This is a genomic window from Nitrospira sp. ND1 (assembly GCF_900170025.1).
Classification (GTDB): domain Bacteria; phylum Nitrospirota; class Nitrospiria; order Nitrospirales; family Nitrospiraceae; genus Nitrospira_A.
The window spans coordinates 2,242,693-2,267,682 of record NZ_FWEX01000006.1 but is presented as its reverse complement, the minus strand read 5'-3'; the positions used below and the strand labels follow the sequence as shown (position 1 = coordinate 2,267,682).

Annotated in this window: 22 protein-coding genes; 9 read left to right on the top strand and 13 right to left on the bottom strand. The window is 60.0% G+C overall.

The features are described 5' to 3' along the window. Window positions 1-40: 40 nt before the first annotated feature. Genes NSND_RS15545 through NSND_RS15535 form a run of 3 tightly spaced genes read right to left on the bottom strand, consistent with a single transcriptional unit; the run spans window position 41 to window position 3,366 of the window. Entirely contained in the window at window positions 41-673 is a 633-nt protein-coding gene (locus NSND_RS15545) for a Maf family protein (protein ID WP_080879858.1), read from the bottom strand. A gap of 3 nt (window positions 674-676) precedes the next feature. Beyond that, window positions 677-1,861 (bottom strand): tRNA dihydrouridine synthase, encoded by a 1,185-nt coding sequence (locus tag NSND_RS15540; protein WP_080879857.1) that lies wholly within the window; start codon window positions 1,859-1,861, stop codon window positions 677-679. After that, on the bottom strand, window positions 1,858-3,366 hold the full coding sequence (locus NSND_RS15535) for a multinuclear nonheme iron-dependent oxidase (RefSeq protein WP_080879856.1): 1,509 nt from the start codon (window positions 3,364-3,366) through the stop codon (window positions 1,858-1,860). The genes NSND_RS15540 and NSND_RS15535 overlap by 4 nt, the downstream gene beginning before the upstream one ends. 227 nt (window positions 3,367-3,593) lie before the next feature. On the opposite strand from NSND_RS15535, the gene NSND_RS15530 reads away from it, so the two are divergent. From NSND_RS15530 to NSND_RS15515, 4 genes are all read left to right on the top strand, one after another. Then, on the top strand, window positions 3,594-4,304 hold the full coding sequence (locus NSND_RS15530; RefSeq protein WP_159450818.1) for a CBS domain-containing protein: 711 nt from the start codon (window positions 3,594-3,596) through the stop codon (window positions 4,302-4,304). A gap of 110 nt (window positions 4,305-4,414) precedes the next feature. Continuing rightward, window positions 4,415-5,470, top strand: a complete 1,056-nt coding sequence (locus NSND_RS15525; protein WP_080879854.1) for an LOG family protein — start codon at window positions 4,415-4,417, stop codon at window positions 5,468-5,470. A gap of 100 nt (window positions 5,471-5,570) precedes the next feature. Then, complete coding sequence (locus NSND_RS15520) at window positions 5,571-6,425, top strand: hypothetical protein (protein WP_080879853.1); 855 nt, start codon at window positions 5,571-5,573, stop codon at window positions 6,423-6,425. A gap of 24 nt (window positions 6,426-6,449) precedes the next feature. Next, a complete protein-coding gene (locus NSND_RS15515) occupies window positions 6,450-7,154 on the top strand; it encodes a rhomboid family intramembrane serine protease (protein WP_080879852.1) in 705 nt (234 codons plus the stop codon). Window positions 7,155-7,169: 15 nt separating this feature from the next. Here the strand turns inward: NSND_RS15515 and NSND_RS15510 are convergent, their stop codons facing one another. The 3 genes from NSND_RS15510 to purE form a co-directional block, all read right to left on the bottom strand. After that, entirely contained in the window at window positions 7,170-9,032 is a 1,863-nt protein-coding gene (locus NSND_RS15510) for an ATP-binding protein (protein ID WP_080879851.1), read from the bottom strand. A 248-nt stretch (window positions 9,033-9,280) separates the two neighbouring features. Beyond that, a complete protein-coding gene (locus NSND_RS15505) occupies window positions 9,281-10,447 on the bottom strand; it encodes a 5-(carboxyamino)imidazole ribonucleotide synthase (RefSeq protein WP_159450817.1) in 1,167 nt (388 codons plus the stop codon). Continuing rightward, window positions 10,444-10,998: a 5-(carboxyamino)imidazole ribonucleotide mutase gene (gene purE, locus NSND_RS15500; protein WP_080879849.1), complete on the bottom strand. Its 555-nt coding sequence runs from the start codon at window positions 10,996-10,998 to the stop codon at window positions 10,444-10,446. Before purE ends, NSND_RS15505 begins: the two co-directional genes overlap by 4 nt. A 176-nt stretch (window positions 10,999-11,174) precedes the next feature. Between purE and NSND_RS15495 the strand changes: the two genes are divergently transcribed. The 5 genes from NSND_RS15495 (at window position 11,175) to NSND_RS15475 (ending at window position 18,666) form a co-directional block, all read left to right on the top strand. Next, entirely contained in the window at window positions 11,175-12,611 is a 1,437-nt protein-coding gene (locus NSND_RS15495; RefSeq protein WP_235000274.1) for an HlyD family secretion protein, read from the top strand. Window positions 12,612-12,700: 89 nt separating this feature from the next. Next, the gene (locus tag NSND_RS15490; protein ID WP_080879847.1) at window positions 12,701-14,188 is read left to right on the top strand and encodes a TolC family protein; all 1,488 of its coding nucleotides are present in this window, start codon (window positions 12,701-12,703) and stop codon (window positions 14,186-14,188) included. 134 nt (window positions 14,189-14,322) lie between these two features. Then, window positions 14,323-15,990, top strand: coding sequence for an ATP-binding cassette domain-containing protein (locus NSND_RS15485; protein ID WP_080879846.1), 1,668 nt, complete (start codon window positions 14,323-14,325; stop codon window positions 15,988-15,990). 140 nt (window positions 15,991-16,130) lie between these two features. After that, window positions 16,131-17,807, top strand: a complete 1,677-nt coding sequence (locus NSND_RS15480; RefSeq protein WP_080879845.1) for an ATP-binding cassette domain-containing protein — start codon at window positions 16,131-16,133, stop codon at window positions 17,805-17,807. A 100-nt stretch (window positions 17,808-17,907) separates the two neighbouring features. Continuing rightward, window positions 17,908-18,666 (top strand): MCP four helix bundle domain-containing protein, encoded by a 759-nt coding sequence (locus NSND_RS15475; protein ID WP_159450816.1) that lies wholly within the window; start codon window positions 17,908-17,910, stop codon window positions 18,664-18,666. Window positions 18,667-18,710: 44 nt separating this feature from the next. Here the strand turns inward: NSND_RS15475 and NSND_RS15470 are convergent, their stop codons facing one another. The 7 genes from NSND_RS15470 to NSND_RS15440 all read right to left on the bottom strand — a co-directional run bounded on the left by NSND_RS15470 (window position 18,711) and on the right by NSND_RS15440 (window position 24,855). After that, complete coding sequence (locus NSND_RS15470) at window positions 18,711-19,421, bottom strand: pseudouridine synthase (protein ID WP_080879843.1); 711 nt, start codon at window positions 19,419-19,421, stop codon at window positions 18,711-18,713. A gap of 176 nt (window positions 19,422-19,597) precedes the next feature. Continuing rightward, window positions 19,598-20,530: an agmatinase gene (gene speB, locus NSND_RS15465; RefSeq protein WP_159450815.1), complete on the bottom strand. Its 933-nt coding sequence runs from the start codon at window positions 20,528-20,530 to the stop codon at window positions 19,598-19,600. 11 nt (window positions 20,531-20,541) lie between these two features. Then, window positions 20,542-21,117, bottom strand: coding sequence for a pyruvoyl-dependent arginine decarboxylase (locus NSND_RS15460; RefSeq protein ID WP_143833581.1), 576 nt, complete (start codon window positions 21,115-21,117; stop codon window positions 20,542-20,544). Between the two features lie 174 nt (window positions 21,118-21,291). Then, window positions 21,292-22,722, bottom strand: a complete 1,431-nt coding sequence (locus NSND_RS15455; RefSeq protein ID WP_080879840.1) for an aldehyde dehydrogenase family protein — start codon at window positions 22,720-22,722, stop codon at window positions 21,292-21,294. A 28-nt stretch (window positions 22,723-22,750) separates the two neighbouring features. Further along, window positions 22,751-23,029 (bottom strand): hypothetical protein, encoded by a 279-nt coding sequence (locus NSND_RS15450; protein ID WP_080879839.1) that lies wholly within the window; start codon window positions 23,027-23,029, stop codon window positions 22,751-22,753. Between the two features lie 72 nt (window positions 23,030-23,101). Beyond that, a complete protein-coding gene (locus tag NSND_RS15445; RefSeq protein WP_080879838.1) occupies window positions 23,102-23,755 on the bottom strand; it encodes a DsbA family protein in 654 nt (217 codons plus the stop codon). Beyond that, complete coding sequence (locus NSND_RS15440) at window positions 23,752-24,855, bottom strand: deoxyhypusine synthase family protein (RefSeq protein WP_080879837.1); 1,104 nt, start codon at window positions 24,853-24,855, stop codon at window positions 23,752-23,754. The genes NSND_RS15445 and NSND_RS15440 overlap by 4 nt, the downstream gene beginning before the upstream one ends. Window positions 24,856-24,990: the final 135 nt, after the last annotated feature.

Here is a 24,990-nt window from a genome sequence, read left to right as displayed (position 1 = left end):
AGGATCGGACGCCTGAGCAGGGATTCATGAATAGTCCGGGCTAGGAATTGAACCGATTCCAGTTGGGATAGGGCTTGTGAACATAGAGTTGATCGACATCGACCGGACAGGACATGCCACGCTTGCGCAACATCTCGGCGACCATGCGAAGGGGCAATCCCACGGCCGCCGTGTAATCGCCCTCGATCCGCTCGATCAGTGCGGCACCTCCACCCTGAATGGAATAGGCGCCGGCCTTGCCCAGACTGTCCCCCGTCCGCAGGTAGGCGGCCAAGGCCTCTTCATTCAAGGGTTTCATCGTGACCGATACCTCGGCGACCTGAACCTCGCAGGACTCAGTGCCGGATCCCGCCAGTGCAACCGCAGTGAAAATCTTGTGCATCTGTCCGGCCATACGCCTGAGCATGGATTCAGCATCGGCCAAATCGGCCGGCTTTCCCAGCACCTCCGAGCCAAGGCTGATCAGGGTGTCGCTGCCGAGGATGAGCGCATCGGGGAACAGCTCGATGCAGGATTTGGCCTTGCCTACCGCGAATTCTACCGCCTGCTGCTCGGCGGACCTATTCGGCGCCACCTGTTCGACAAACGGCGGGGCCACAATGTCGAAGCGCACCCCCAGGAGGGTCAGCAATTCCTTCCGTCTTGGCGAGGTGGAGGCGAGAATCAAACGCATGGGTTACGCGGCGGAGACGGAAGAGGGCTGTGCCGCAAGCGGAGTGGGAGCAGACGCGTCTCGCTCTGCCTGCATGAGCTCCTGGCAAAACTCGGCCACGATGCGTTCGACATCCTGCACGTTGGACGCTCCGAACATCTTGCCCCGCATCGCCGCAGCATGGGGAAATCCTTTGCAGTACCAGCCCAGATGCTTTCGGACGGACCGGAACCGTTCCAGCCCCGCAATCGCTTCATACTGCCTGGCGTGGTCGAGCATGACCTGCATGCGATGGCTCACTGAGACCGGCGGCTCCCAAGCCGTGGCGGGCAATGTGGACAAGTCATCCCGCTCGCTGAACGCCCGCCGCGCCTGCTCTTTCTCGCGGAAGAACCAGGGCGAGCCCAACGTACCGCGCCCGACCAACACGCCCTGCACCTTGCTTTCAGCCGCGCGTCGAATCGCATCGACCAAGGTATTGAGATCGCCGTTTCCCAGCATCAGCGTGCCGGTACCATGGGCCAGCTTGGCGGCTTCGGCAATGGCGGACCAGTCAGCCGCCCCCCGGTACATCTGCTGCAACGTCCGGCCGTGCAGGGTGATGGCCGCCGGACGGGCCGCCAGCAAATGTTCGACCCAACGTTCGACCACCACACAATCAAACCCCAGTCGCGTTTTGATGGACAGCGGTAGGAGCCGACGCGGCACGACCGGCACACCGGAACGGCTATGGTTCAGCGTATGAATAAACTCAATGCGGGAGGGTTTAAATCCCTGACTGTGAATCGATTGACCGCCGGCCCAATCTTCCAAACCCTGCCGGGCGGCGCGCACGATGGCATGGGCCAGATCGGGCGTCTTGATCAACGCTGCGCCAGATCCTGACGCCGCGACACTCTTCGAAGGACAGCCCATATTGATATCGAGCCCGTCGAACCCCAGTTCGCAGACTACCTGCGCCGCGCGATAAAACTGATCCGGGTCCTTGCCGTAGAGCTGCGCAACAATCGGCCGTTCTGCCTCGCTGTAAATCAACGAGTCCAGCAGATGGTCCGGTCCGCGACAAATCTCATTGACGTTGGTGAACTCAGTGAAGGTGATGTCCGGTCGCCCCTGCGAGGCCACCACGCGCCGGAAGGCGGCATCGGTTACTCCATCCATCGGCGCCAATCCGAGAATAGGCTGTGGCAGCGTCGCCCAGAAACTCATGCACGCACCTCAGCCGATTCCGTCGGTTCGTTTGCCGTGCGATAGGCCATCCGCATTTCCTCAGCCTCTTCCATCACGGTCACGGCCGCCGAGGGACAGTCATGCGCGACGAATTCGACGAACCGATCGATCTTCAGCAGGAAAAAATCATAATCTTGCTCGTCAGTCCTCGGCCGGCTGAACCAGAACGAAACGAACCGCTCCAACGGGAGATGGGCTGCTATAAGTAAGCTACAGGTCCGCGGAAACATGTCCTTCAGCTCACCGCCCCAATGCAGTAGTTCGTGGGGCAGATAAGTCTTTCGATACCGGTCGAGGTTATCGAGCGATCCACCGAGCAGAGACGGATGTTCCGATGGCGGCAAGGCCTGGCCGGTTGTGACGAACCGGACATAGCCCTGATACTGATTGCGTAGCGACGCCTGCTCATCCATTGTCAGAGGCTGCCGCGTTCCAGTGCGTTGTTCCACCGCCGGTCGCGTGAGCGATTGAGCCGCGCCCGCCTGCACCACGCTGGTGACCATTGATTCAAATCGGTCACAAAACCGGCGGAACTCTGTAACGATGGTAGCGACCGGCTTCGTATCGACCTCCAGCGCCACACCTTTCAAGCAGGTCAGGCGGGGATGTGCCAAGACCTGAGCCAGCAGATCGAACAGGACTTCCGGAATCGGAGCACCATGGGCATCGATCCAGTAGGGCAAGGCCTCAGCATCGACCATGTACTGGGCACCGCCCTGCGCCGTGAATTCTGCCAAGCCGGCGACATGAATTTCGATCACCCGTTCCATCGGGAAGGCGTCTAAAAATTCAGCGGCAAAGGCCTCCAACGTCTGACGCAGCCAGGCCCCCGTGTAACGATACACCGTCCACAGATGCCCGATGTCCAACACCAGACCGCAGGCCACGCGGTCGGTCACGGCCCGGAAGAAGGCGGGAATCGCGAGAGAGCCGCAACCAAAATACGTGAGCGGCGGCATTTCCAAGAGGACGAGCGCAGGATCTGTCCCATGACGACGCGCCTGCTCATCCACCTGTTCCTGTAGAAAGGCCAGGTTCTCGGCTGTCATCCTGGCGGACAATTCCGTATACAACGGCGGCAGGTAGGTCCCGAAGGAATACCCCACCATCTGCTTCATCGCACATTCGTGATTGAGCCAGGCACTCCCCAGGGCGAGGATTTGCGCGCAGGCCTCCGCAACCCCTTGCGTCCCGGAGGAACTCCGAGGAAAATCCGGCTGCGTGACCCATAGGCCCTCGCCATGGTAAGGAAGCTTCATGTCCGGCAGGTGCCGCCGCACCCATTGCATGGCTGACGTGGTCGCCTTGAAGACCTCCAGATACCCGGGCTGCAGGCCTGCGTCCCGCAGTGAATGGACGAGGTGCAGCAGGTCAGGCGAATAGACATCCACCGACAGCCCTACACCGTGCGTGGCAAGGCCGATCGCACGTTCTGTGAATTCGCTTTGCATCAGATCGCGTTTGGCATATTTTGAAGCAACCATACTGACTATAGTTCATGTGCAGTCTAAGCGCCTAACCTCTTGGTTGACAAGGGAAGATGGGGAACCTAACCCGGCAAATCGATCTGGTATACTTCCTTTCGACGTGGTGGTCGCCGGGCCGACACGTCAGCCCCTCTCACGGCGAGAAACAGGCTTAACCGATGACAAAAACCGGCTCCATGCTCCGCGACAAACCGACGCATTACTCAACCCCTATGGTGGCCCACATGATGACACCCGGCGTGGTACAGGTCCCCGGGGATGTCTCTGTCAGCGAAGCCGCCTTGCTCCTCGACCGGGAGCGGATTCCCTGCCTGCTGGTGAAAGATAGTGAGACCACGTTCGGCATCATGACCTCCGCCGATATCGTGATGAAGGTCGTCGCCCAGGGACTGGAGCCGCACGACGTGGAAGTCCGCACGATCATGTCGAAGCCCGTGCATTCCATCGAATGCGATCAGATCCTCGATGACGCCACCAGCGTGATGGCCTCCACCGGCGCCTCGCTATTGATCGTCACGAAACAAGGCCAGCCAGTCGGCATCCTAACGGCGCGGGACCTGGCCCTGGCCCCCAAGCGATGCGAAACCTGCCTGCCTGCCACTATCCGGGTGACCAACGGTGAAGGCGAGGGAGCGAAACACCTCGCCACGATCCGACAGCTGAGCCACGTCGGCGCGTTCATCGAGAGCCGCACGCTGCTGCTGCCCGGCACGAGTATCGTCCTTTCGTTTATGCTTCCAGGAACAGACTTGAGCTTCTCCCTGCGTGGGACCATTCTCAACAGCAGTTACGAGCCCGAATTCCACGAAGACCGGGATGCGCTCGGGACCTATCCCGGGGTCGACATCCAATTTGCGCCCCTTCCCTCCTCCGATGAGTCGAAGATTCGCGCCTGGGTCTTGCAAAATCTGCCGCGGGCCTCCGGCCTCTCCTAAGCTCCGTTCCATGAATCTTTTGCTTCATTCGCATCAGCTTGTTATGATTTTTATGCGTGCTCTCTCCGACGATACGCGTCAGGAGTTTACCGTGCGTTAGGTGACAATCCATGAAAAGCCCCGCCGCCCGCTCCAAGCCGACCCCGACCAAAGAGGAGATTCTCGCGCAACTCACCACCCTGCTCGACCGTCCTGACGACGACATCCAGGCCGCGCTCATGAAGGAAATTCTCGCGGGTGTGATCCGGCTCTCGGAATCGCAGCTGGATGTCCTGGACCTCAAAATCGTGAATCGGGCGCTGAAGGAACTGCGGCATGCCTTTCGAGTATTCCAGGGCTACCGGCACCGACTGAAGATCAGCGTGTTCGGATCGGCACGCACGCCGGCCGACGATCCCAACTATCAGCTGGCCTTTCAATTCGCCCGGCGAATGGTGGAAGAGGGGTACATGACCATCACCGGCGGCGCAGACGGCATCATGCGAGCGTCGCAGGAAGGCGCCGGCCGTGAGCATAGTTTCGGCGTGAATATCATGCTGCCCTTCGAGCAAGGCGCCAACGCCGTCATCGCCGATGACCCGAAGCTCGTCACCTTCAAATACTTCTTCACCCGCAAACTCATGTTCCAAAAAGAGTCGCACGCGATTGCATTGTTTCCGGGCGGATTCGGGACCCATGACGAGGGATTCGAGATCATGACCCTCGTGCAAACCGGCAAGAGCGACCCGAAACCGATCGTATGCCTTCAGGCGCCCGGGTGCGACTACTGGGATCACTGGAATTCCTTCATCACCGACCAATTGCTGAAGCGACGCCTGATCAACGCGGAAGATCTCTCGCTCTTCACCATCGTCGACAATGTCGAAGATGCCGTCACGGAAATCCGCACGTTCTACCGGCGCTATCACTCGCTCCGGTTTGTGGGCCGCCAGCTCGCCATCAGGCTGAAGACCCCGTTGAGTGCGGCGCAGGTTGAAGAAGTGCAGCAGCAATTCAGCGATATGCTGACGGAGGGGACGTTCGAGCAGCGTCCGTCGCTTCCCGAGGAAATCGATGAACCGGGGTTGAAGGATCTCGCGCGATTGACCTTCTCGTTCAACCGACGGAATGCCGGACGCCTCCGGCAACTGATCAACCACCTGAACCAGCTTCCCTCGACGGCATAACCGGAATCCCGCGCGATGCCGGCCGCACCAACCGGCATCGCGTCCCCTCCAGAGATTGCGCTTTAGTCTCCATGAACGGACATGCTAAGGTGGTCAGCCTATGAGCGCCGCCGTCATGCGAAGCCGTGCCGCTTCTCCTCCTACACTGATTCTCTATCACGCGGAATGTGCGGATGGGTTCGGTGCCGCCTGGGCCATTTGGCGACGTTACCCCAACGCAGAATATCGCCCCGTGAAACATGGCGAAGGCCCGCCGGCCAACCTGGCCGGTCATCATATCGTCATCGTCGATTTCAGTTACGCCCGGCCGACCCTCGAAGCCATCGCCAAAGATGCAGCGAGCCTGGTGGTCCTGGATCATCACATCACCGCCGAGCAAACGCTGGCGGATCTACCCTATGCCTACTTCGATCAGAAGAAGTCCGGCGCGGTGCTCGGATGGGAATGGGCCCATGATGAGCCGGCTCCCTGGCTGTTACGCTACATTCAGGACAAAGATCTCTGGAATTGGGCGCTCCCGAACAGCCGGGAGATCAGCGCCGCGCTGGCCTCGCACCCGTTCGATTTTCAACTCTGGAGCAGCTTCGAGCAGCAGGAGTTAGAGCGGGAGGGACGAGCGATTCTCCGTTACGAAAACGAGCTGGTCACGAAACTGGCCTCACACGCGACCCTGGTGCAGTTTGAAGGGGCGACCGTACCCGCGGTTCAAAGCGCAGTCCTCACCAGTCAGATCGGCGAACGACTCTCTGCCGCGCACCCCTTCTGCCTCATCTGGCACGACCGCAACGGACGACGGTACTACAGCATGCGCTCCCGCGAGGAGGGAACCGATGTGGGCTCGATCGCCGCGTCGTTCGGTGGCGGAGGCCATACCCATGCGGCCGGGTTCTCCATTCCGTTACAAACCGACGGCTCACTCCCCCTCAATCCTCGTCTCCCCCGACCGGCGCCGTAACGCGTCGCCCCCATAGGGATCGCCATGCTGCCCCTCAATGACGACAACCCGACCGAACACACACCGGTCGTCACCATCACCTTCATCGTCGCCTGCTGCCTCGTGTTTCTCTACCAGAGTTCGCTGCCCCCGGCTCCCGGCGAAGCCTTTGTGTATCAATATGGCGCGATTCCCTCCGTCGTCTTCGGCCAGGCCGTGCTCCCGCCCGAGGTCGCGATGGTACCTGCGTTCGCGACCATGCTGACGAGCATGTTCCTACACGGCAGTTGGATGCACCTGATCGGCAACATGTTGTACCTCTGGGTTTTCGGCAACAACATTGAGGACATCATGGGCCATGCCAGATTTGTCCTCTTCTATGTGGTGTGCGGCGTCCTGGCTGCATTGAGCCACGCCCTGACCGACCCGACATCCACCGTGCCGATGGTGGGAGCGAGCGGCGCGATTTCCGGCATACTGGGCGCTTATCTGCTGCTGTTTCCCCACGCCCGGGTGTTGCTGCTCGCCCCGGTGGTGGGCACGACCTACGTGCCGGCCGGCATCGTGCTGGGATTCTGGTTTGTGATGCAACTGTTGAACGGAGGCGCGAGCATCGGCTCGCAGGGAGGAGGGGTCGCGTTCTTTGCCCACATCGGCGGATTCATTGCGGGGATGGTTCTGATCGGCCTGTTCAAACGACCGGAAGTGCGCTTCTTCACGCCCGGACGTACCAGGTCCTGGCGCTACTAGGACACACTCGGCCACTCACACATCCAGCAGTTCACGAATCTTTCCTGCCAGATCGTGCTGCCGATACGGCTGCTGCAGGAAATACTTCTTATTGACCCGATGGCTCGCGATCGTGTCGTCCGAGAACCCCGACACAAACAACGCCTTCATCTTGGGGTGTTGGAGAACCAGGCGCTTGGCCAACTCCCGACCGCTGATCTCCGGCATCGAAAGATGGCTGACCGTGAGGTGAATCGGCCCGGGATGCTGCTGCGCCACCAACAACGCTTCGACAGCAGACCCCGCCTCTAACACCTGGTAGCGATGGGTCTGGAGCGTCGATGAAGCCAGTTTTCGGGTAATTTCATCTTCCTCCACCAGCAACACGGTCTCGGCCCCTTTTGAGAGGGCCCCGCTGAGCACCCTCGTATCCCGCACCACCCCGTTCCGTTCAACCAGGGGAAAGTAGACCCGTACCGTCGTCCCTTGCCCGGGCTGACTCTGCACCTCGACCGTCCCTCCATATTGCCGGACGATCCCGTATACCAATGTCAGTCCCAGGCCGGCGTGGGTGTCCTTCGTGGAGAAAAACGGCTCGAACATTTGTGATTGCACATCCAGGTTCATTCCGCCGCCGTTGTCGCTCACAGCAATCCGCGCCATACGCTTCCGGGGATTCTTTTCCAGTTGCTCGGCGGGAAGGAGTTCGCCGGTGACGACTTCCAGCGCGATCTCCACCCGTCCCGTCTTCGGCATCGCATCCCGCGCATTGGCGACCAGGTGCAATAACACCTGCTCCAAGCGATCATGTCCGATCTCCACCAGGACTGGGATCGACTCGTTCGCCAATCGCAAATCGATGCGACCCGGCAGCAATGCCTCAAACGTGTCCCGCATCGACTCGATTGCCGGACTCAGCGACAGGGTATCCCGGATCGCCGTCTCATGAACGCGTAGCGCCAACAATTGCGCCGTCAGAGTGGCAGCCCGTTCCCCGCTTCGGAAAATCTCTTCCACCGGCCGCTGCAACGGGTCATCCGGTTTCAACTTTGAGACAATGACTCCGGTTTGACTCCCGATCACCGCCAGAACCTGGTTGAACTCATTGGCCAATTTGGAGGCCAGGCGGCCGACCGCCTCGAACTTCTGGGCTTCGCGAAGCTGCCGCTCCAAGCCGGTCCGCTCCACCATGCCCTGACGAATTTCCTGATTCGCGCGTGACAACCCCTGCTTCAATCCCTGCACGCGGGTTTCGAGTTGCGTCCGTCGTTCCTCCAGCACCTGCCCCGACTGCTTTAACCCCTGCACGTTTTCCTGCAAGAGGCGATTGCGCCGGCGTTCGGTGGCGACGGTTTCAAGCGTTAATCCATAAAAGACCGACATGATCAGCAACACGGGAATGCCCAAGAGATGCCCCACTTCGAGCCCGCCCGACTGCATCGCATGTTCGTAGACCAAGACGCCGTAGCCAGCGCAAATCACCGTCGAAAGACCGAGCAGTTGCCTGAGCGACGGGGCCGATGAGGCGATCAAGAGGAGGAGAAAATACGTGAGGTACAGCTCCGAACTGGCGGCCCCGGAGAGATAAATCGTCCCCGTCACGAACAGCGTATTGATGCTGATCAGCGCGCCGGGAAACCAGGCGCTCTCCAGGAGGTTTCGCGGCAACAGCATGATGCCGCAGCTGATCAGGATCAGGCCGGCGGCCAGCATGAGGCTCACTCGATGGCCGAAGATCGTCTCGTTACTGACCAGCAATTCGTACGAGAGGATACCGGCCACCAGGCTTTGCAGAAAAATCGTGCGGGTTCGGGAATGATCGAGCAGCCGCCCCAGGCCTCTGAAGTAGGGATAGCGTCCGGTTTGATCGAGATCGGACGAGGGAAGTGGAACGCTCACGACTATGCCTGCCTTCGGTGGAAGAGTGTGAAGCCAGCCGGAGGTATCAGCAAGTCCTGTACCGTGCAGCACCAGACGGCAAGTCGTCGCATTATCAGGAGGCGCAAGCGGTCCGGTGCTCAGGAAGGGCCGGATCGTTCTCGGCGGATCACAAAAACGAACGGACCCGGGGGAGACGGGCTGCGCTAACGGATGCGAATGAGCAGCGAGTCGACTGCGACCGATACGGCTCGCGTGACGCAGGGTGCTTAAGAGTGATACCGGGCGAGGCGGGATCGGAAGACCGATGCTTTTGAACGGGCTGCTTCACGGGTGGCGGCCAGGAAGGAAATGTGGCCCATTTTCCGTTTCGGACGCACCATACGCTTCCCATAGAGATGGACCACCGCGCCCGGCTCACGAAGCAGGTCTTGCGCAGCGGGCGACACGGTCGCGAGCAGAACCTCGTCACCGATGAGATTGAGCATGACCGTCGGGCTCAGCAGGCGCACTTCGCCAAGCGGGAGCCCACAGAGGGCGCGGACCTGTTGTTCGAATTGCGACACCGTACAGGCGTCCAACGAATAGTGCCCGGAGTTATGCGGCCTGGGCGCGACCTCGTTGATGAGTAGCCGGCCATCGGGCATGAGAAATAACTCCACGCAGAACACCCCGACGCCGTTCAAAGCCTCCACTGCGCTCCGTGCCCTCATCGCAGCCTGATCGGCCACTGTGGCGGGCACATCGGCCGGAACAGTGGACTGACGAAGGATCCCTTCTTCATGCACATTTTCGACGAGCGGGTAGGTTTGCACCGCCCCATCCAGGCCTCGCACCACCAGAATCGACACCTCCCGTTCGAAGGGCAACCAGGTTTCCAGAATCCAGCGTGAACCGGGGCGTCGGCTTCGAGCCAGATCTTCCTGCACGGCCGCGCAATCCTCTGCGCGCGCAATTTTCCATTGGCCTTTGCCATCGTACCCGGCCGTTGCAGTCTTGCAGACAAGCGGATATTCCAGCGCTCTCTGCCGGCTGAGTTCCTCCGGCGACGAGATCGCGTGAAACCCCGGAACAGGCAAGCCATGGGCTCGAAGAAAGGTTTTCTGCTCGATTCGGTCTTGAATCACACGAAGCACCCGGCTCGAGGGCCGGACCGGCACGTCGCGTTCCAACTGCTCGCAGAGGTCGGCAGGCACATTTTCCCATTCATACGTGACGGCGCACACGCGCCCGATAAAGTCCTGACACGCGGCAGAGTCCGTAAATGGTCGGATAAGGGAGGAGTCGGCCAGCCGGTGGGCCGGCGCTTCGGGATCGGGATCCCACACGACCACCGCATACCCGAGACGCCGGGCTGCAGTTGCAAACATGGCGCCGAGTTGTCCGCCTCCCAGCACACCCAGCGTCGCGCCAGGATCGATGACCGTCGCATTCACGACTGGCGGCTCGCCCGGGAGCCTCGCCCCATCCGCAAGGGAGGACACAATCGAGCGTCGTCCTGTGAGTCGAGCACCGACTGTGTTTGATTCGCGCGAAACTGTTCGACACGCTGTCTGATGGCGGCGGACCGGAGTCCGAGTATTTGTGCGGCAAGAATGGCGGCATTCTCCGCGCCCCCGATGGCGACCGTCGCCACCGGAATGCCTCTGGGCATCTGCACGATGGACAACAGCGAGTCCAATCCTCTGAGATTCTCTGTGGGAATGGGAACCCCGATCACCGGCAACGGAGTCTTCGCCGCCAGCATTCCGGGAAGATGGGCGGCCCCGCCGGCGCCCGCAATGATGACCTGAATGCCCCGGTCGATCGCCTGTTCCGCGTAGGCGAAGAGACGATCGGGAGTCCGATGGGCGGAGACCACCAAGAGCTCGTTGGGAATGCCTAGTTCGTTCAGCATGGCTACGGCCTTTTCCAGGATCGGGAAGTCCGACTTGCTTCCGCCCAGGACCCCGACTGAAGCCCGGACCGCGGTGCTATTCTTTGACATGTGAGAGGCCGCCTTTGGCTGAAGAAAAGAACGATGCGGCGAACCTTAGCCGTTCTCCGGTCAAAGGGTCAAGCCACACCCAGACGGAACCCCTCATTGAATTGACCAAGTCCTCCGCAATCCACTATGATATGCTGTGCAGTTTTATCTCACTGGTTGTGCCCTGGAGGGAACACGTGCAGCGGATCCGTGAAGGGCTCAAGAGCAGAATTCGCTCCCTGGTCACCCAGCGCACGGGGCTGGATGAAATGGCGGTCGATGATCTTGCGACATCGACCCAGCTCCAGTCGTGGGAGGCGGTCCAGATTCCCGAGCGGCTTCGCTTCTCCTCGCGGCTGGCCATTCTCCTGGTCGGTTTCTTCATACTCATCGTCGCATTCGTACCCTGGACGCAAACCATCACGGTGACCGGGCAACTGTCGGCCTACACACCGTTCGAACGGCCGCAGGACGTCGAAGCACAGATCACCGGCCGCATCAGAAAATGGCACGTCTTCGAAGGCGTGCGAGTCAAGACCGGCGATGTAATTCTCGAACTCGACGACTACGATCCGAACTTCATGGCCCCCGATCTTTTGAGCCTCCTCGAACAACGCAGGAAAGCGCTGGAGGACACCCGGAAGGCGGCGTTGAGCCGAGCCGATCAGCTCGATAAGCGGATCAAAGAAATGCAAAACCTTGTGAAGGCGGCCGTCCCTTCGGCAGGTGCCCGCGTCCTCGAGGCGGAAAGCAAGGTGCGCGAAGCGAGGCAGAAAATCGAAGCCTCCAAGATTGCCGTGGCCACTGCCGAGCTCAACGTCGAGCGGCACCAGCAATTGGCGCAGCAAGGCCTGGTCTCCCAACGCGAACTGGAACTCACGATTCAATCTGCCCTGGCCAGTAAAGCCGACCTGCAAGGCGCACAGGCCAATTTGAGTGCGGCCGAACAGAGCATGAAAGCATTAAGTTTCGGACGGGAACAGGTAAGCGCGGAAGTGCTCCAACGTCTCCTCGACGCTGAAGCGGCCCGCGATGCGTCGATCGGAGAGGCGGCACGAGCCGCCGATCAAGTCGCGGACGTCTCATTACGCCTCTCCAATGCCAACCAGCGGCGCGTGGCTGGCCGCATTCTTTCTCCCATCGACGGCACCGTGGTGAAAATGGCGCAGGCCGGCGCGGGCGAAACCGTGCGTCCCGGGGACAAACTCGTCAAAATTTCACCGAGCAGCACGGACAAGGCCATCGAAATGGTCGCCGACGGCATCGACGCGCCATTGCTCAATGTCGGCCGGAAGGTCAAGATTCTCTTCTACGGTATTCCCGCCATCCCGTTGCCGGCGTGGCCGGAACTGATGGCCGGTACCTATAACGGCGTCATCAAAGTCATCGACCAGGTGGACGACGGAAAAGGCAACTTCCGCTTCTGGGTCGTCCCCGACCAGGAGGAACGTCCCTGGCCTCCGCAAGAACATGTCCGCCAGGGCACCAAAGCCATGGGGTGGGTCATTCTCAATCGTGTCCCGCTCTGGTACGAGCTGTGGCGCCGCTTCAATCTGTTTCCGCCCGACTACCAGGAACGGCCCCCGAGCTTGATCGATACGCTCTTGCCGAAAGCCGGTCGCGGGGCCAAGTAACAGGCCCCTTCCGACCGGCCACCAGGCCGCAGCGCTCATTTCCTTCGACCTTGTTCTCTCTTGTTTATACTCAGAAAGGAGTGCGTTTCATGAAGATCCATGCTTGGGTACTTGCCCTCGCCGCCTGTGGGCTCTGCTCGCTGCCTGACACCGGTCTGTCTGCGGACGAGACGGCGAAACCACGCACGCTCCCGCCCATTCCTCTCTCGTTGAACGAAGTCCACGCCTGGATCGATCGATCCCATCCCCTGCTGAAGGGAGCCGGCACCGAAAAAACTTCAGCGCGCGGGAAAATGCTCAAAGCCCTGGGCGCCTTCGAGCCCGTCCTCGTGAACGATACGGAAATCGAACGATTTATCGAGAAAGGGACCACCAAGACGCAAAGCGTCGGCTTCAACGATACGCTGGTCGAAGCGCGCACGCCTTGGGGGTTCCGTGGCAGCGCGGGCGTTCGGCAGTCCATTGGCGACGCCAAGATCCCGGACCTCGGTTTCGGCAACGGCCAACAGGTCATTCTCGGTGGCTTTCTGCCCCTCCTCAAAGGACTCATGATCAACCCGGAGAATGCCGAACTCCAGCGATCGGAGTTGGCCGATCCACGTGCCGATGTCAAAATCTCCCAAACCAGGCAGGACCTGTTCCTCGCAGCCGCCACCCAGTTCTGGGATTGGGTCTCTGCGGCAAAGTACGTGGACGTGCAGCGCCGGGCCCTGGGAGTTGCTGAAGAACGGTTGCGGCAGGTCGAAGGCAGAGCCAAAGCGGGCGCCGTCGCCCCGCTCGACGTCGTTGAAGCAGGGCAGGAAGTCCAGCGCCGGCGCGAGATCGCCATCGGCGCACAACGAGCCGTAGAGCAGGAACAATATAAGATGTCGATGTTCCTTTGGGAAAACCAGACCCCGACCTCGCCACAACTCGAGCGAGCACCGGATTTCCCGCCGCCGACCGCCGTGCCGACGCCTGAAATCGTGCGAGCCGACAAGCTCCAGGCGAAAACCGACCGGCCGGAGATTCGCGAGGTCGATATCGAAGCCAAGGTCAACAACATCGACCTGGAATTGGCCAAAAACAACCTGCTGCCCAGCCTGGATCTTGAAGCCGCGCCGGCGCGAGCGCCGGAGAAATTCGTCCTCGGCCTCGGCTACCGGTTTGGTGTGGAGTTGCGGATGCCGATCCTGCAGCGGAGAAGCCGCGGTGAAGTGATGGAAGCGCAGGCACAGGCCGATCGCCTGGTGATGGTGCAGAAATACCGGGAACAGCAAGTGGTCGTGGACGTCGACAATGCGCTCTCGGCCATCGAACGCGCGAAGGAGCGGGTCGTCGCAGCGGCCGAATCGCTCCGCATGGCCAAGACGCTGGAGGAAGGCGAGCGGTTCCGTTTCAGTCTGGGCGCTACCAGCGTCCTGTTTGTGAACCTGCGCGAACGAAACTCCGTCGATTCGGAAATGCAGCTGGTGCGAGCGAAGGCAGACTATCAGAAAGCGTTGGCTTTGTATCAATGGGCGACCGGCAGCTGGGCACGGAGTCAGCCGTCCGCGACGCCGGTGAACTATCGCGTCGGGGCGAGCTTCTCCAAATAGTGGTATTTTACGGTCTGCTCTGATAGGTTTTAGCCGACGAGGTGGTCCGGCACAGGCGTGTCACCTCCAGGACTTCAGACTGCTCGCAAAGAGACACGGCAAGGGGCCCAGTCAGGTTTTGCAGGAGTAGCGCGATGGCCCAGGACCATTCCGGCAATCAGAGCAATCTGTTCCAGGCCGTCATCGGTCATCTTGGCCTCCTCTTGCGCCTGGAACGGCGCGTCCTTGGACTCATCGTTTCCTATTCGATCGCCATCGGACTGTTCGCCCTGATCGTGCCTCTCACGGTACAGGAACTCGTCAATACCTTCGCGTTTGCCATCCAACCCATTACCATCGTCACCCTGGCCGCCGTCATGGTGGCCGCCCTGTTATTCGTCGGGGCCTTTCGAGCCTTACAATACTATGCGGTTGAGGTGTTGGAACGTCGCATCTTCGCTCGGGTCGCCATTGCCATGGCGCAGCAACTCCCGCACCTGCGCTACCAGGGCTTTGAACCCCGTTTTGCAAATTTCTTCGTCGAAACCATTCTCATGCAACGGGCGGTCTCAGTCCTGCTGGTGGACCTGATCAACGTCATCGTCGGCGGCGCAGTGGGCATGACTATTCTGGTCTTCTATCATCCGTATTTCTTGCTGTACAACGCAATTCTGCTGGTCGGCTTCAACGTGGTTTTTTTTCTCATGAGCCATGGCGGCCTCAAGGCCGACATGAGCCTCTCCCATGCCAAATATGACACCCTGCACTGGTTTCAGGAGATCGCCCACAATCTGCTCCATTTAAAATCGACGGACAGCCAGGCCCTACTGGTTAAAAAGACGGACCAGCTGGTGGATACCTATATCGGCGTGCGCAGGACACGCTTCGGGATTTTGATCCGGCAGTACTTAGGATCACTCGGATGGCAAGCGATCGCGCACAGCGGGCTGATTGCGACGGCCGGTTGGCTCCTGGGCATCGGGCAATTGACGCTCGGACAATTCGTCGCCGCCGAGGTCGTCGTGAGCGGCATCCTGTCGAGTTTCGATGGGGTCGTGAAACGGATGGGACACATTTACTACTTCCTGACGGCACTGACGGAGCTGAATTTCTTGTTCTCGCTTCCCAAAGATCAGGATACGGCGACCCTCTCCATCCCGCTTCCGGATCCGACCGTGCACGGCATTCGAGTTACCTGCAAAGATCTGACCTTTGCGCCAGCGGGCACCCCGGCCGTCTTCGAGGACTTCAATCTGGAAGTCACCCCCGGAGAGAAAGTCGGCATTTATGCGGGCAGCACGATGGCCAAAACCACGCTGGCCAGAATCTTGGGGGGCCTGGAATCACCCACCTCCGGCGTGATCCGCTACAACGGCGTCGACCTCCGGCACCTCAACCTGGACTCCGTCAACCGGTTCAGAGGATTCATCCTGGATTCGAAGTTGTCGTTGTTCGAAGGCACGCTCGAAGAAAATATCGTACTCGGACGGGAGTACATCCCCTATAGTGATGTGCGATGGGCGTTACGCTTCGCCGAACTGGAAGAGGAAGTCGATGCCATGCCGCACGGCCTCAAAACCCACGTCCGGGCTGCCGGAAAGGTTTTCGCCCCGACGCACATTGCGCGCATCCTGGTCGCCCGGGCGATTCTGGGTCGGCCGCAACTCCTCATTTTCGAGGGAATCCTCCACAACATGCATCCCGCGATGCGCGAGACGATTCTCCGGCGTCTCTGCAGCAAGGAAGAGCCGTGGTCGGTCATTTTTGTCTCGAACGATCCCAACCTGACCCCCCATGTCGACCGTCGAATCATGCTGAACTAGCCGGCCAACGCATCAATTCTACGTTTCTGTTCCCGCCCGCTTCATGGCCCTGCGCTCCGCATGGCCGGACCTGCTCAACTTGACAGACATCAGGCAATCGCCCACACTGCGGCCCACAGCCGCCCGATACGAGCCCTTGTGTGAACGACACCGCCACTGAAACGTCCATTTCGACACCCTCCGCGTGGACCATCCTTGCCCGCCTGAATCTCATGATCGGGCTCGAGCGCCGCATCCTCGCCATCATCGTATCCTATGCGGTCGTGATCGGTCTGTTTGCATTGATCGTCCCGCTCACGGTGCAAGAACTGGTCAACACCTTCGCCTTCGCGATTCAACCGATCATGATCGTCACGCTGGTGGCCACGATGTTCGGCGCGCTGCTCGCTATGGGCGCCTTCCGGGTCCTGCAGGCGCGGGCGGTGGAAATCCTGGTCCAGCGCCTCTATACGCGGCTCGCCGTCGCCTTTACCGAAGCCCTACCCCGATTCCGCGAAAATGTCTTTCTTCCTCAACATACCAACACGTTTATCGAGGCGGAGCTGTTGCCCCGGGCCCTGGTCGCCATGCTGGTCGATGTGATCAATGTGTCGGTGTCGGGCACTATCGGCATGGCGATCCTCATCATGTACCATCCCTACTTCCTAGGCTATAACACGCTCCTGATCACAGGGTTTGCCTTTCTGCTGACGTTTTTCGGTCGAGGGGGGCTCCGCATCACGCAACGGGTGTCCCGACTGCACTACCGAACCTTTCACTGGCTCCAGGACATCGGCATCAATCGGCTCCATTTCAAGTCGACGGACAGTCTGCCGCTGCTCCTCAAAAAAACCGATTCGCTGGTCAAGGCCTATGTGATGGCGCGGAAGACGCGTTCCGATATTCTGAGCGGCGCGCAATATAAGAGTACGGTCATTTTTCAGGCCGTGGCGCATAGCGGCATGATCGGGCTCGGCGGCTGGTTGCTGTCGGTCGGCGACATCACCCTCGGCCAGTTTGTCGCGGCCGAGGTGATCGTCGGAACCCTGTTGCTCAATCTCGACACCGTCGCCCGGCGCATGTATGCCGCCATCTATGTCGCCACCTCGCTTCATGAGCTCTCCGAGCTGTTTGGCCTGCCGAAGGAGGATGTCTCCGGTCCCATGGCCGCCTGGCTCCCCGATCCCTCGCTGCAGGGGGTGCGCCTGACGTGCAAAGACATGTCCTTCGCCGCACCGGAGGGACCGCTGCTCTTCGAGCGATTCAACCTGGAAGTCATGCCGGGGGAAAAAATCAGCGTCCTCTCCGGAACCAGTAGAAGCAAGACCTCGCTCGCGCTGGTGTTAGCCGGACTCTACCATCCGACCGCCGGGGTGATCCGCTACAACGACATTGACCTACGCGATGTGTCGCTGAATTACGTCAACCGCTGCCGGGGATTGATGCTGGACTCCCATCCCACCCTGTTCAACGGATCCCTGGAGGAAAATATCACTCTGCAACGCCCTTCGATTCAGTTTGAAGAGTTAAGCTGGGCGCTCCGGTTTGTGGACCTTGAAGAGGAAATCGACGCCATGCCGCAGGGACTGGAAACGCTGGTGCATGGAAACGGAGCCAACTTGACTCGAAGCCAGGTGCTCCGTGTGCTCCTGGCCAGGATGATCGTCACCCGGCCGGAACTGCTGATCTTCAACGGTAGCCTCCATAACATCGAGTCGGCGCTGCGACTCACCCTGCTGCGCCGACTCTGTTCGAAAGAAGAACCCTGGTCGGTGGTGTTCGTCTCCAACGATCCGGAGATCAGTCAGCTGGTCGAACGACGGGTCGTGCTGGACTAGCGGCCGGTTCTGCATCAAAACAGGCTCGATTTCTTTCTTCGCGAACGATCTGCTAGACTGGGCGCGAGGTGTGGCCTGCAGCCTGACGAAAGGAACGCTTGTGTCATTGGCATCACGCCTGAAATTGTCTTTCCCCACTACTAACCAACTGCTCATCAGTCTTCTGATCGCGGGGTTGGGATGGGTCAGCGGCCAGGCGCTCAGCCGTATCGACCAAGACCTGCGCATCATGTATGCGGAGTACACCCTGGGCGCGGTGGATCTCGCCCATATTTCAGCGGACGTCATCCGATATCGCAATACGATCATTCGGTCCTTGGAGGCTGAAAATCAGACTATTTTCGAACGGATTACCGAATCGCTGCCGACGCAACGCGCGCGCATTCAACATGCCGTCGATCGTTATGCCGCAGCCGGTCTGCGCGTGTCGCGAAGCGGACGCAGCGAAGAAAAAGACATACAAGCGGTTCGTGAAAGCCTCGATCAATACTTTCACGTCGCCAGCAAGACGATCGATTTGCTGTCTCAAGAGTGGCGGGCAGGATCGGCGGCGGAAGCGACGGAACTTCGGCGCAAAGCCGAAATTCATGCGGCCGACAACGGCGGACCGAAAGTCATGCAGGTGAGCCTCGCGCTGGATCGCCTGCTGGAAACCGTGGCGGAAGTCTCGAAAGACATGCGCGACGAAGGCACAAAGACAATTGTGAGGACAGGCTACTGGATCGTAGGCGGGAGTTTTTTCATTGCGCTGCTGAACCTGTTTCTCGCCCGCCCGGCGCGTGTACGGGAACTGCCCTCCTCACGACCTGAAGAAACGCCCCATCCTGGATCAACGAGGGGCCTGCCGAGCGAGGGATAACCGTTCGCAATCCCAGCAATTGCTCCCGACGCCCCCATCCCTGCTTACATCGACGAATCCGCCGGCCTGCCGAGTGCCTGAAACAGCCGGCGACGCTCATCGTGGGTCAAATCCACCCACTGCCCGACATGCAAACCGTCAATGGTAATGTGCATGATCCGCACGCGATGTAAGGACATGACGCGATACCCGAGCGCGTGACACATGCGCCTGATTTGCCGGTTGCGTCCTTCCGTCAGGATGATGCGGAAGCGAAGGGGGCCGAGACGCGCCACGGTGCAAGGCCTGGTGGGCACCCCTAGAATGGTCACCCCCTGGGCCATCCGCACGAGAAACGTTTCGTCGAATTCCCGATCCACTTCCACGCGATATTCCCGCTCATGTCCGTGCTCGACCCGCAAGATCTCATTGACGATGTCGCCGTCGTTCGTGAGCAGAATGAGTCCGGAAGAATCTTTGTCGAGCCGTCCGATCGGGAAAATTCTGGCCGTATGGCCGATTTCGGCGATGATGTTCCGCCGCACATGCAGTTCGGTGGTCGTCGTCACTCCGACCGGTTTGTGATACTTGAGATACACCAAGCGATTGCCGCGCTGCAGCACAACGCCATCGCGCGCGACCAAATCCTGTGGCGAGACCTGGTCGCCGAGCTTGGCCACCTGGCCATTGATGGTCACCCGCCCTTCGGCAATGAGGCGATCGGCCTCCCGCCGTGAACACAGGCCCTGCTCGGTGAAAAATTTATTGATGCGCATGGCGGGGAATGAACTCGCGTGAGCCGTCCCTCATGAAGCGTCTGTCGTATCTCGCAAAGAGCGTATGGACAAAAACCTCGACCGAAAAACACAGGCAGAGCTCTCTCATTGCCTGTGTTCTAAGTCATGAGCGATCCATTCCGCTCTCCAACGAGAGACGCTTCACAATGTGAGAGTCAATACACGCGGCGGCCGGCACGAATCCGACCCAGCATCCGATAGATCAAGCGGGCGATGCTGAACTGGGGCGCGACAAACCCTTCGATGGGCGCGATCTCGCTGATGTCCATGCCGACGATGCCGGGACCGTTTGCCAACGCAGTCACCAGCGCGAGGGTGTCGTACCAACCCAACCCGCCCGGCTCGGGCGTTCCCAATGCCGGCACGAGCGACGCATCGAGCCCGTCGCAATCGAAGGTGAGGTACACCGGCCCGGTGCAGGCGGCCAGAACCTCGGGAATCCAACGAGCGGCCCGCCCCTCATAGGGACCGGATGGATCGAGAATCGAGGCGGCAAAAAATGTATGGATCCGTGGGGTCTTCTGAATGAGATCGATTTCCTCCGGACTGATCGATCGGACACCGATTTGTACCAGGGGCAGCCCATCCTCCACCACACGGGCCATCACACTCGCATGGCTGTATGGATTGTCCTGGTAGGCCTGGCGGAGATCGCCATGGGCGTCGATCTGCACCACACACATACCCGGATAATTCCGGGCATGCGCCCGAATCGCCCCTAAGGCGCCGGTATGTTCACCGGTCAGGGTGACCAAAAATTTCCCCCGACCGACATGCGGCTGCACAAAATCCTGAATAGCCTGGACGGCCGGACCATCGACCCGCCCATCGAGGTTCAATGTGGCTGCCGTCGCCACGCCGCCCCATTCGCGGTAGGGCTCGTAGCGTAGAGTCTCATCGTACAACTCGACCTGTTGGGAGGCTTCGATGATCGCGGAAGGGCCCCGATCGGACCCGAGGATATAACTGGAGGTATGTTCGTAGGGAGCCGGGAGTACGTACACTCCGGCCTGATCGGGATGACACCAGGGTTCGTCGATCCCCAGAAAGTTGTCGGCTTGCCCAAGCCATCCGGACGGGAGCGCCATGCCGCCCGCCGCTAGGCCTTGTCTCGAAGACTCTTGGGGATGTTTTCCGTGGGGATAAACACCGCCAAGGCGATGACACACGTCCATCGATTCGGACGACCGACCGCCGATTGCGTGATATTCAGGGTCCGGACGATTTTTCCACCCATCTTGAACACCTGCTCACGCTCTTTCCAGGCCACATCGGGATCGAACTCGATGCCCTGCGTGGTCGCAAGCATCTGTGCCGCCAAGTCTTCCGTATATTCTCCGGACTCTTCGTCCGTTTCACCGTACGCATGATGCTCAGAGAGATAGCCGTACGTATCCCGATCCGTCGGAATCGCCAAACCGATCGACGCGGAAATCAGCCGGTTGCGCTCGTTGGTCTCCGATCTGGCCATGACGCAAAACGTGATTTCACCGGGATTCAACAATTTCTCGCCACGCTTGCGAGGGAGAATTTTGCAATTGGGCGGGAGAATCGACGAGACACTGACGAGGTTGCAATAGGCCACGCCGGCGCTACGCAAGGCCTGCTCGAACGCAGCCAGCTTTTCCTTGTGCACCCCGACGCCCCTCGTCAAAAACATGTGTGTTGGTACCATGTAGGTCTCCCTCTTCATCCCTCGTCGAAATCACTCCACCCTGAGTGTTCGAAGAATTGTCACAAGCCTTGTGCCACGCAATTGATCATGCGGCGACACGCGCGAAAGTTGTATCAAGTTTGTGGGGCATCCGCAATACGGCGGCAGGGTTTTTTTGCCTCGCCCCAGGGCCTTTCAGGGTCTGCGGAGGTTCATGACCAGCAACTTGGGCTCGGTCATGTCTTCGATCGCATACCGAAGCCCTTCACGTCCGATCCCGGAATCTTTCACCCCGCCGTAGGGCATATGGTCCGCGCGGAACGTCGGAATTTCGTTCGCCAGGACGGCGCCGACCTCCAGCTGCTCAAATGCTTGAAAAATTCGCCCGATGTTGCTGGTGAACACGCCCGCCTGCAAGCCGTACTCCGACTCATTGACGGCCTTCAATACGTCATCGAACTCGCGATAGGGCGTAATCGTCACCAACGGACCGAACACTTCCTGACAGGACACCTTCATGGCGGGCGTCACCTGGGACAAGACCGTCGGCCGCACGACCGACCCCACCCGCGTTCCGCCCGACAACACCCGGGCACCTTGGGCCACGGCGTCCCCGATCCAGCCTTCGATGCGCTGCGCGGCCCCCGGATCAATGAGCGGGCCGACGACCGTGCGTTCATTGCCGGGATCTCCGGTTTCCAACCGCTCCACACGGGCCACGAGGTTCTCGGTAAAGGCTGCAACGATCGACTCGTGCACAAAAATCCGTTGGACCGAAATGCACGTCTGCCCCGCATAGCTGAATCCCCCGGTCACACAACGTTGCGCCACATAATCCAGATCCGCGTCCGGCTCGACGATCACGGCAGCATTCCCGCCCAATTCGAGCACCACCTTTTTCTTGCCGCACTTGGCCTTCAACATCCAGCCCACCGGCGCGCTTCCGGTAAAGCTCAGCAACTTGAACCGGGGATCGACGACTAATTGCTCCGCCACCCGGTTATCGCAGGGCAACACGTTGAGACCACCCGGTGGAACGCCCGCTTCGAGAAGCAGCTCCGCCAGGAGGAGCGATGTCAGGGGGGTCTGCGGAGCCGGTTTGATGAGAATCGAGTTACCAGCCGCCAAGGCCGGAGCGACCTTATGGACGACAAGATTCAGCGGGAAATTGAACGGGGTAATCCCGAGAATGGGTCCGATGGGAAATCGCCGCGTCACCCCCCAGTACGATTCCATCCCGGGAGACCAATCGAGCGGGACCACTTCACCCCCGATGCGCTTGGCTTCTTCCCCAGCAATCGAGAACGTCTGAATGGCACGGCCCACCTCGCGACGCGCATCGGTCAGGGGCTTGCCGGCCTCAGCCATCATGATGCGTGCACACTCTTCCTGCCTGGACTGGAGGGCCTGAGCGGCCTTCTGAAGCAGAGTCGAGCGTGCATAGCCGGACAACCGGCGCATCGCGGCCGCGCCCTCGACGGACGACTGCATTGCCGCCTCCGCTTCGGCCAGGCCGGCCTGGCAGACATGAGCGATCGTCTCGCCTGTATAGGGATTGTATACGGGAGCAGTCGTGCTGGTGTGAAACCACCGACCGCCGATTAGAAATGGACGTCCATCTTCCAACGGACTTACTCCAGGAGAGGGAGAATCGCTACGGCACGGATTCCAGTGGTGGCGTTACGTTGGTTGCGGCACTGATCGCCTCCGCATCACGCTGAGCCGCCACCGCCTTGGCGATTAATTCCTCGGTTCCCCAATCCTGAACCGCCGCCAAGGTAAAGGCTTCATAGGTCGACACGCCGTGGCATGTCGGACAGGCCGGCATCGGCACCTTCCGGCAAAACGCCTCGCTCAAACAGGACATGCACACCCATAAATCGGGTTCTCCATCCTTTGCAGGCACAGACCAAAAGGCTTGTTTCGACGCCATAGTGCAGTTTCCTCTTTCCTGGCTAAACGATGAGTCTCGTCACAGTCCTGGCTTTCTTCCGCATGAGAAATATTATTTCTGTTTCGCCCCCGCCGGCGCGAGCAGCTTCTCAATTTCTTCCTCGAAGGCTTCAAAGGGGAACGCGCCGGGAATCGCAATAGCCGGATTCTTGGTCGTCGGCTGCTGGGCCGTGCGCATCAGGACGAAGCCGGGTGTGCCGTGAAATCCCCAGGAATTCGCTTCATCCCGGTCGTGAAAGATCGCCTGCATATGCGGAGCATCGCGCAAACATTGCCGGAATTGCGACTGGTCGAGTCCGATCGCCTTGGCATGTTGGGAGTAACTGTCCACATCCAACCGCCCGTCTGCCGCGAACAATCGGTCATGCATCGGCCAATAGGTTCCCTGATCGCCGGCGCAACGAGCGGCGAGCGCAGCGGTGACCCCTGGCCCCTGATCTGCGCGGGGATAATCCTTGTAGAGAAACCGCACCTTGCCGGTGTCGACATACCGCGCCTGAATCTTGGGCCAGGTTTCTTTGAAAAACTTGAGGCAGTACCCGCACGTGAAGTCTGAATACTCGATCAGCGTCACCGGCGCATCCGCCTTGCCCCGCATACGATGATCGACCGCCGGCGCACTCGCAGCCAGAGCCGCTCCGGCGACAAGCAAGAGCAGGAAACACGACGTCCCGGCCCGAAGCAGCCACGTAGTCACGGGGGTCATGCCGGGACACTCTTGGCGGGGATACGCTCCAACAAGCCGACCATGAGCAGCGGCCACACCAGCGTGGCGTCGCTAAGCACTTCAGCGAACCGTCCACCCTCGGCCGGGGGCACGAACTTGCCCCAGGAGATGCCCTCTTGATACGTGCAGCCGCTCAAGCCGCCCCAGTAATCCGGCTCGGGACAGATTCGCACACCATAATGAAAGCGTGGCGGTTGGACGTTGAGGCCCAGACGCGTGTTGCTGATCTCGATATACGGCGCCACCTGCTGCGCCCAATTGCGCGGCACCCCGCCGCCGATGGTGAAAATGCCGAGGCGCTTCGACCCCAGGACTTCTTCCGCATAGTGATTGAGATCGAGGTAGGGGTTAAAGACCGGACAGGTCTGGTGCAGCGCGCGCAAAACCGCCATGTCTCCACCTTCCTTCACCTGGCTGCGGGCCTGATCCATCCGCTTGCCCATCGCCCAGGTACCGACATCCAGCCCCATCTCGGAATCGGTAAACGCGGGAATATACACCGGCACATTTTTCAGATAGGCACTCTTGAGGATACCGGGGCCCTCAAATTCTTCCGCCAGCGTCTTGCCGAGTTCCCGAGTCAGGAGATGCGAGGAGAGGGGTTGCTCGGTGTTGATACGTTTCAATGTCAATGAGACGACGTGCTCGACGTAATTGAGGTTCGACTCCATTTCGAGGGTGTCATAGACGCGGTTGTATCCCTTCTGGAATAACTCCTCGTCGCTATGAGACGCCTCGTGACGGTAGTGGAGCTTGCCCACCGATTCGCTCAGGCCATGCGCGACCAGCGCGCCGGTCGAGATGATGGCCTGCACCATGCCGCGGTCGATCATCGTGCTGACGATTTTGCCCATCTTCGCGATGGTCATGGCGCCGGAGAGGGTCAGCACCACCTTGCAATCGGAATCCTCGATCATCGCGGCGAGTGTTTCGTACGCTTCGCCCAGCCGTCGGCCGCCGAATGCCGTCTTCCGCATCGCCTCCAGCAGTTCCGAAAAGGAATGAATCTTCTCGGGGTCGAGAGGCTCGAGCGCCTCCAAGCCATCCGTGGCACCGTCGTGAAATTCCCGTCCCGCCATGATGAGAGCCTCCCGAAAAAAATCAGCCTTCCGATCGAGCAGGTCATTTTATACACAACCGAGCGTCGCGGGGTCAATTGAAGCGCCGGCCCCGTGGTCAGACCACCAGACAGCGCCATGACTGCCCGCCGTGAA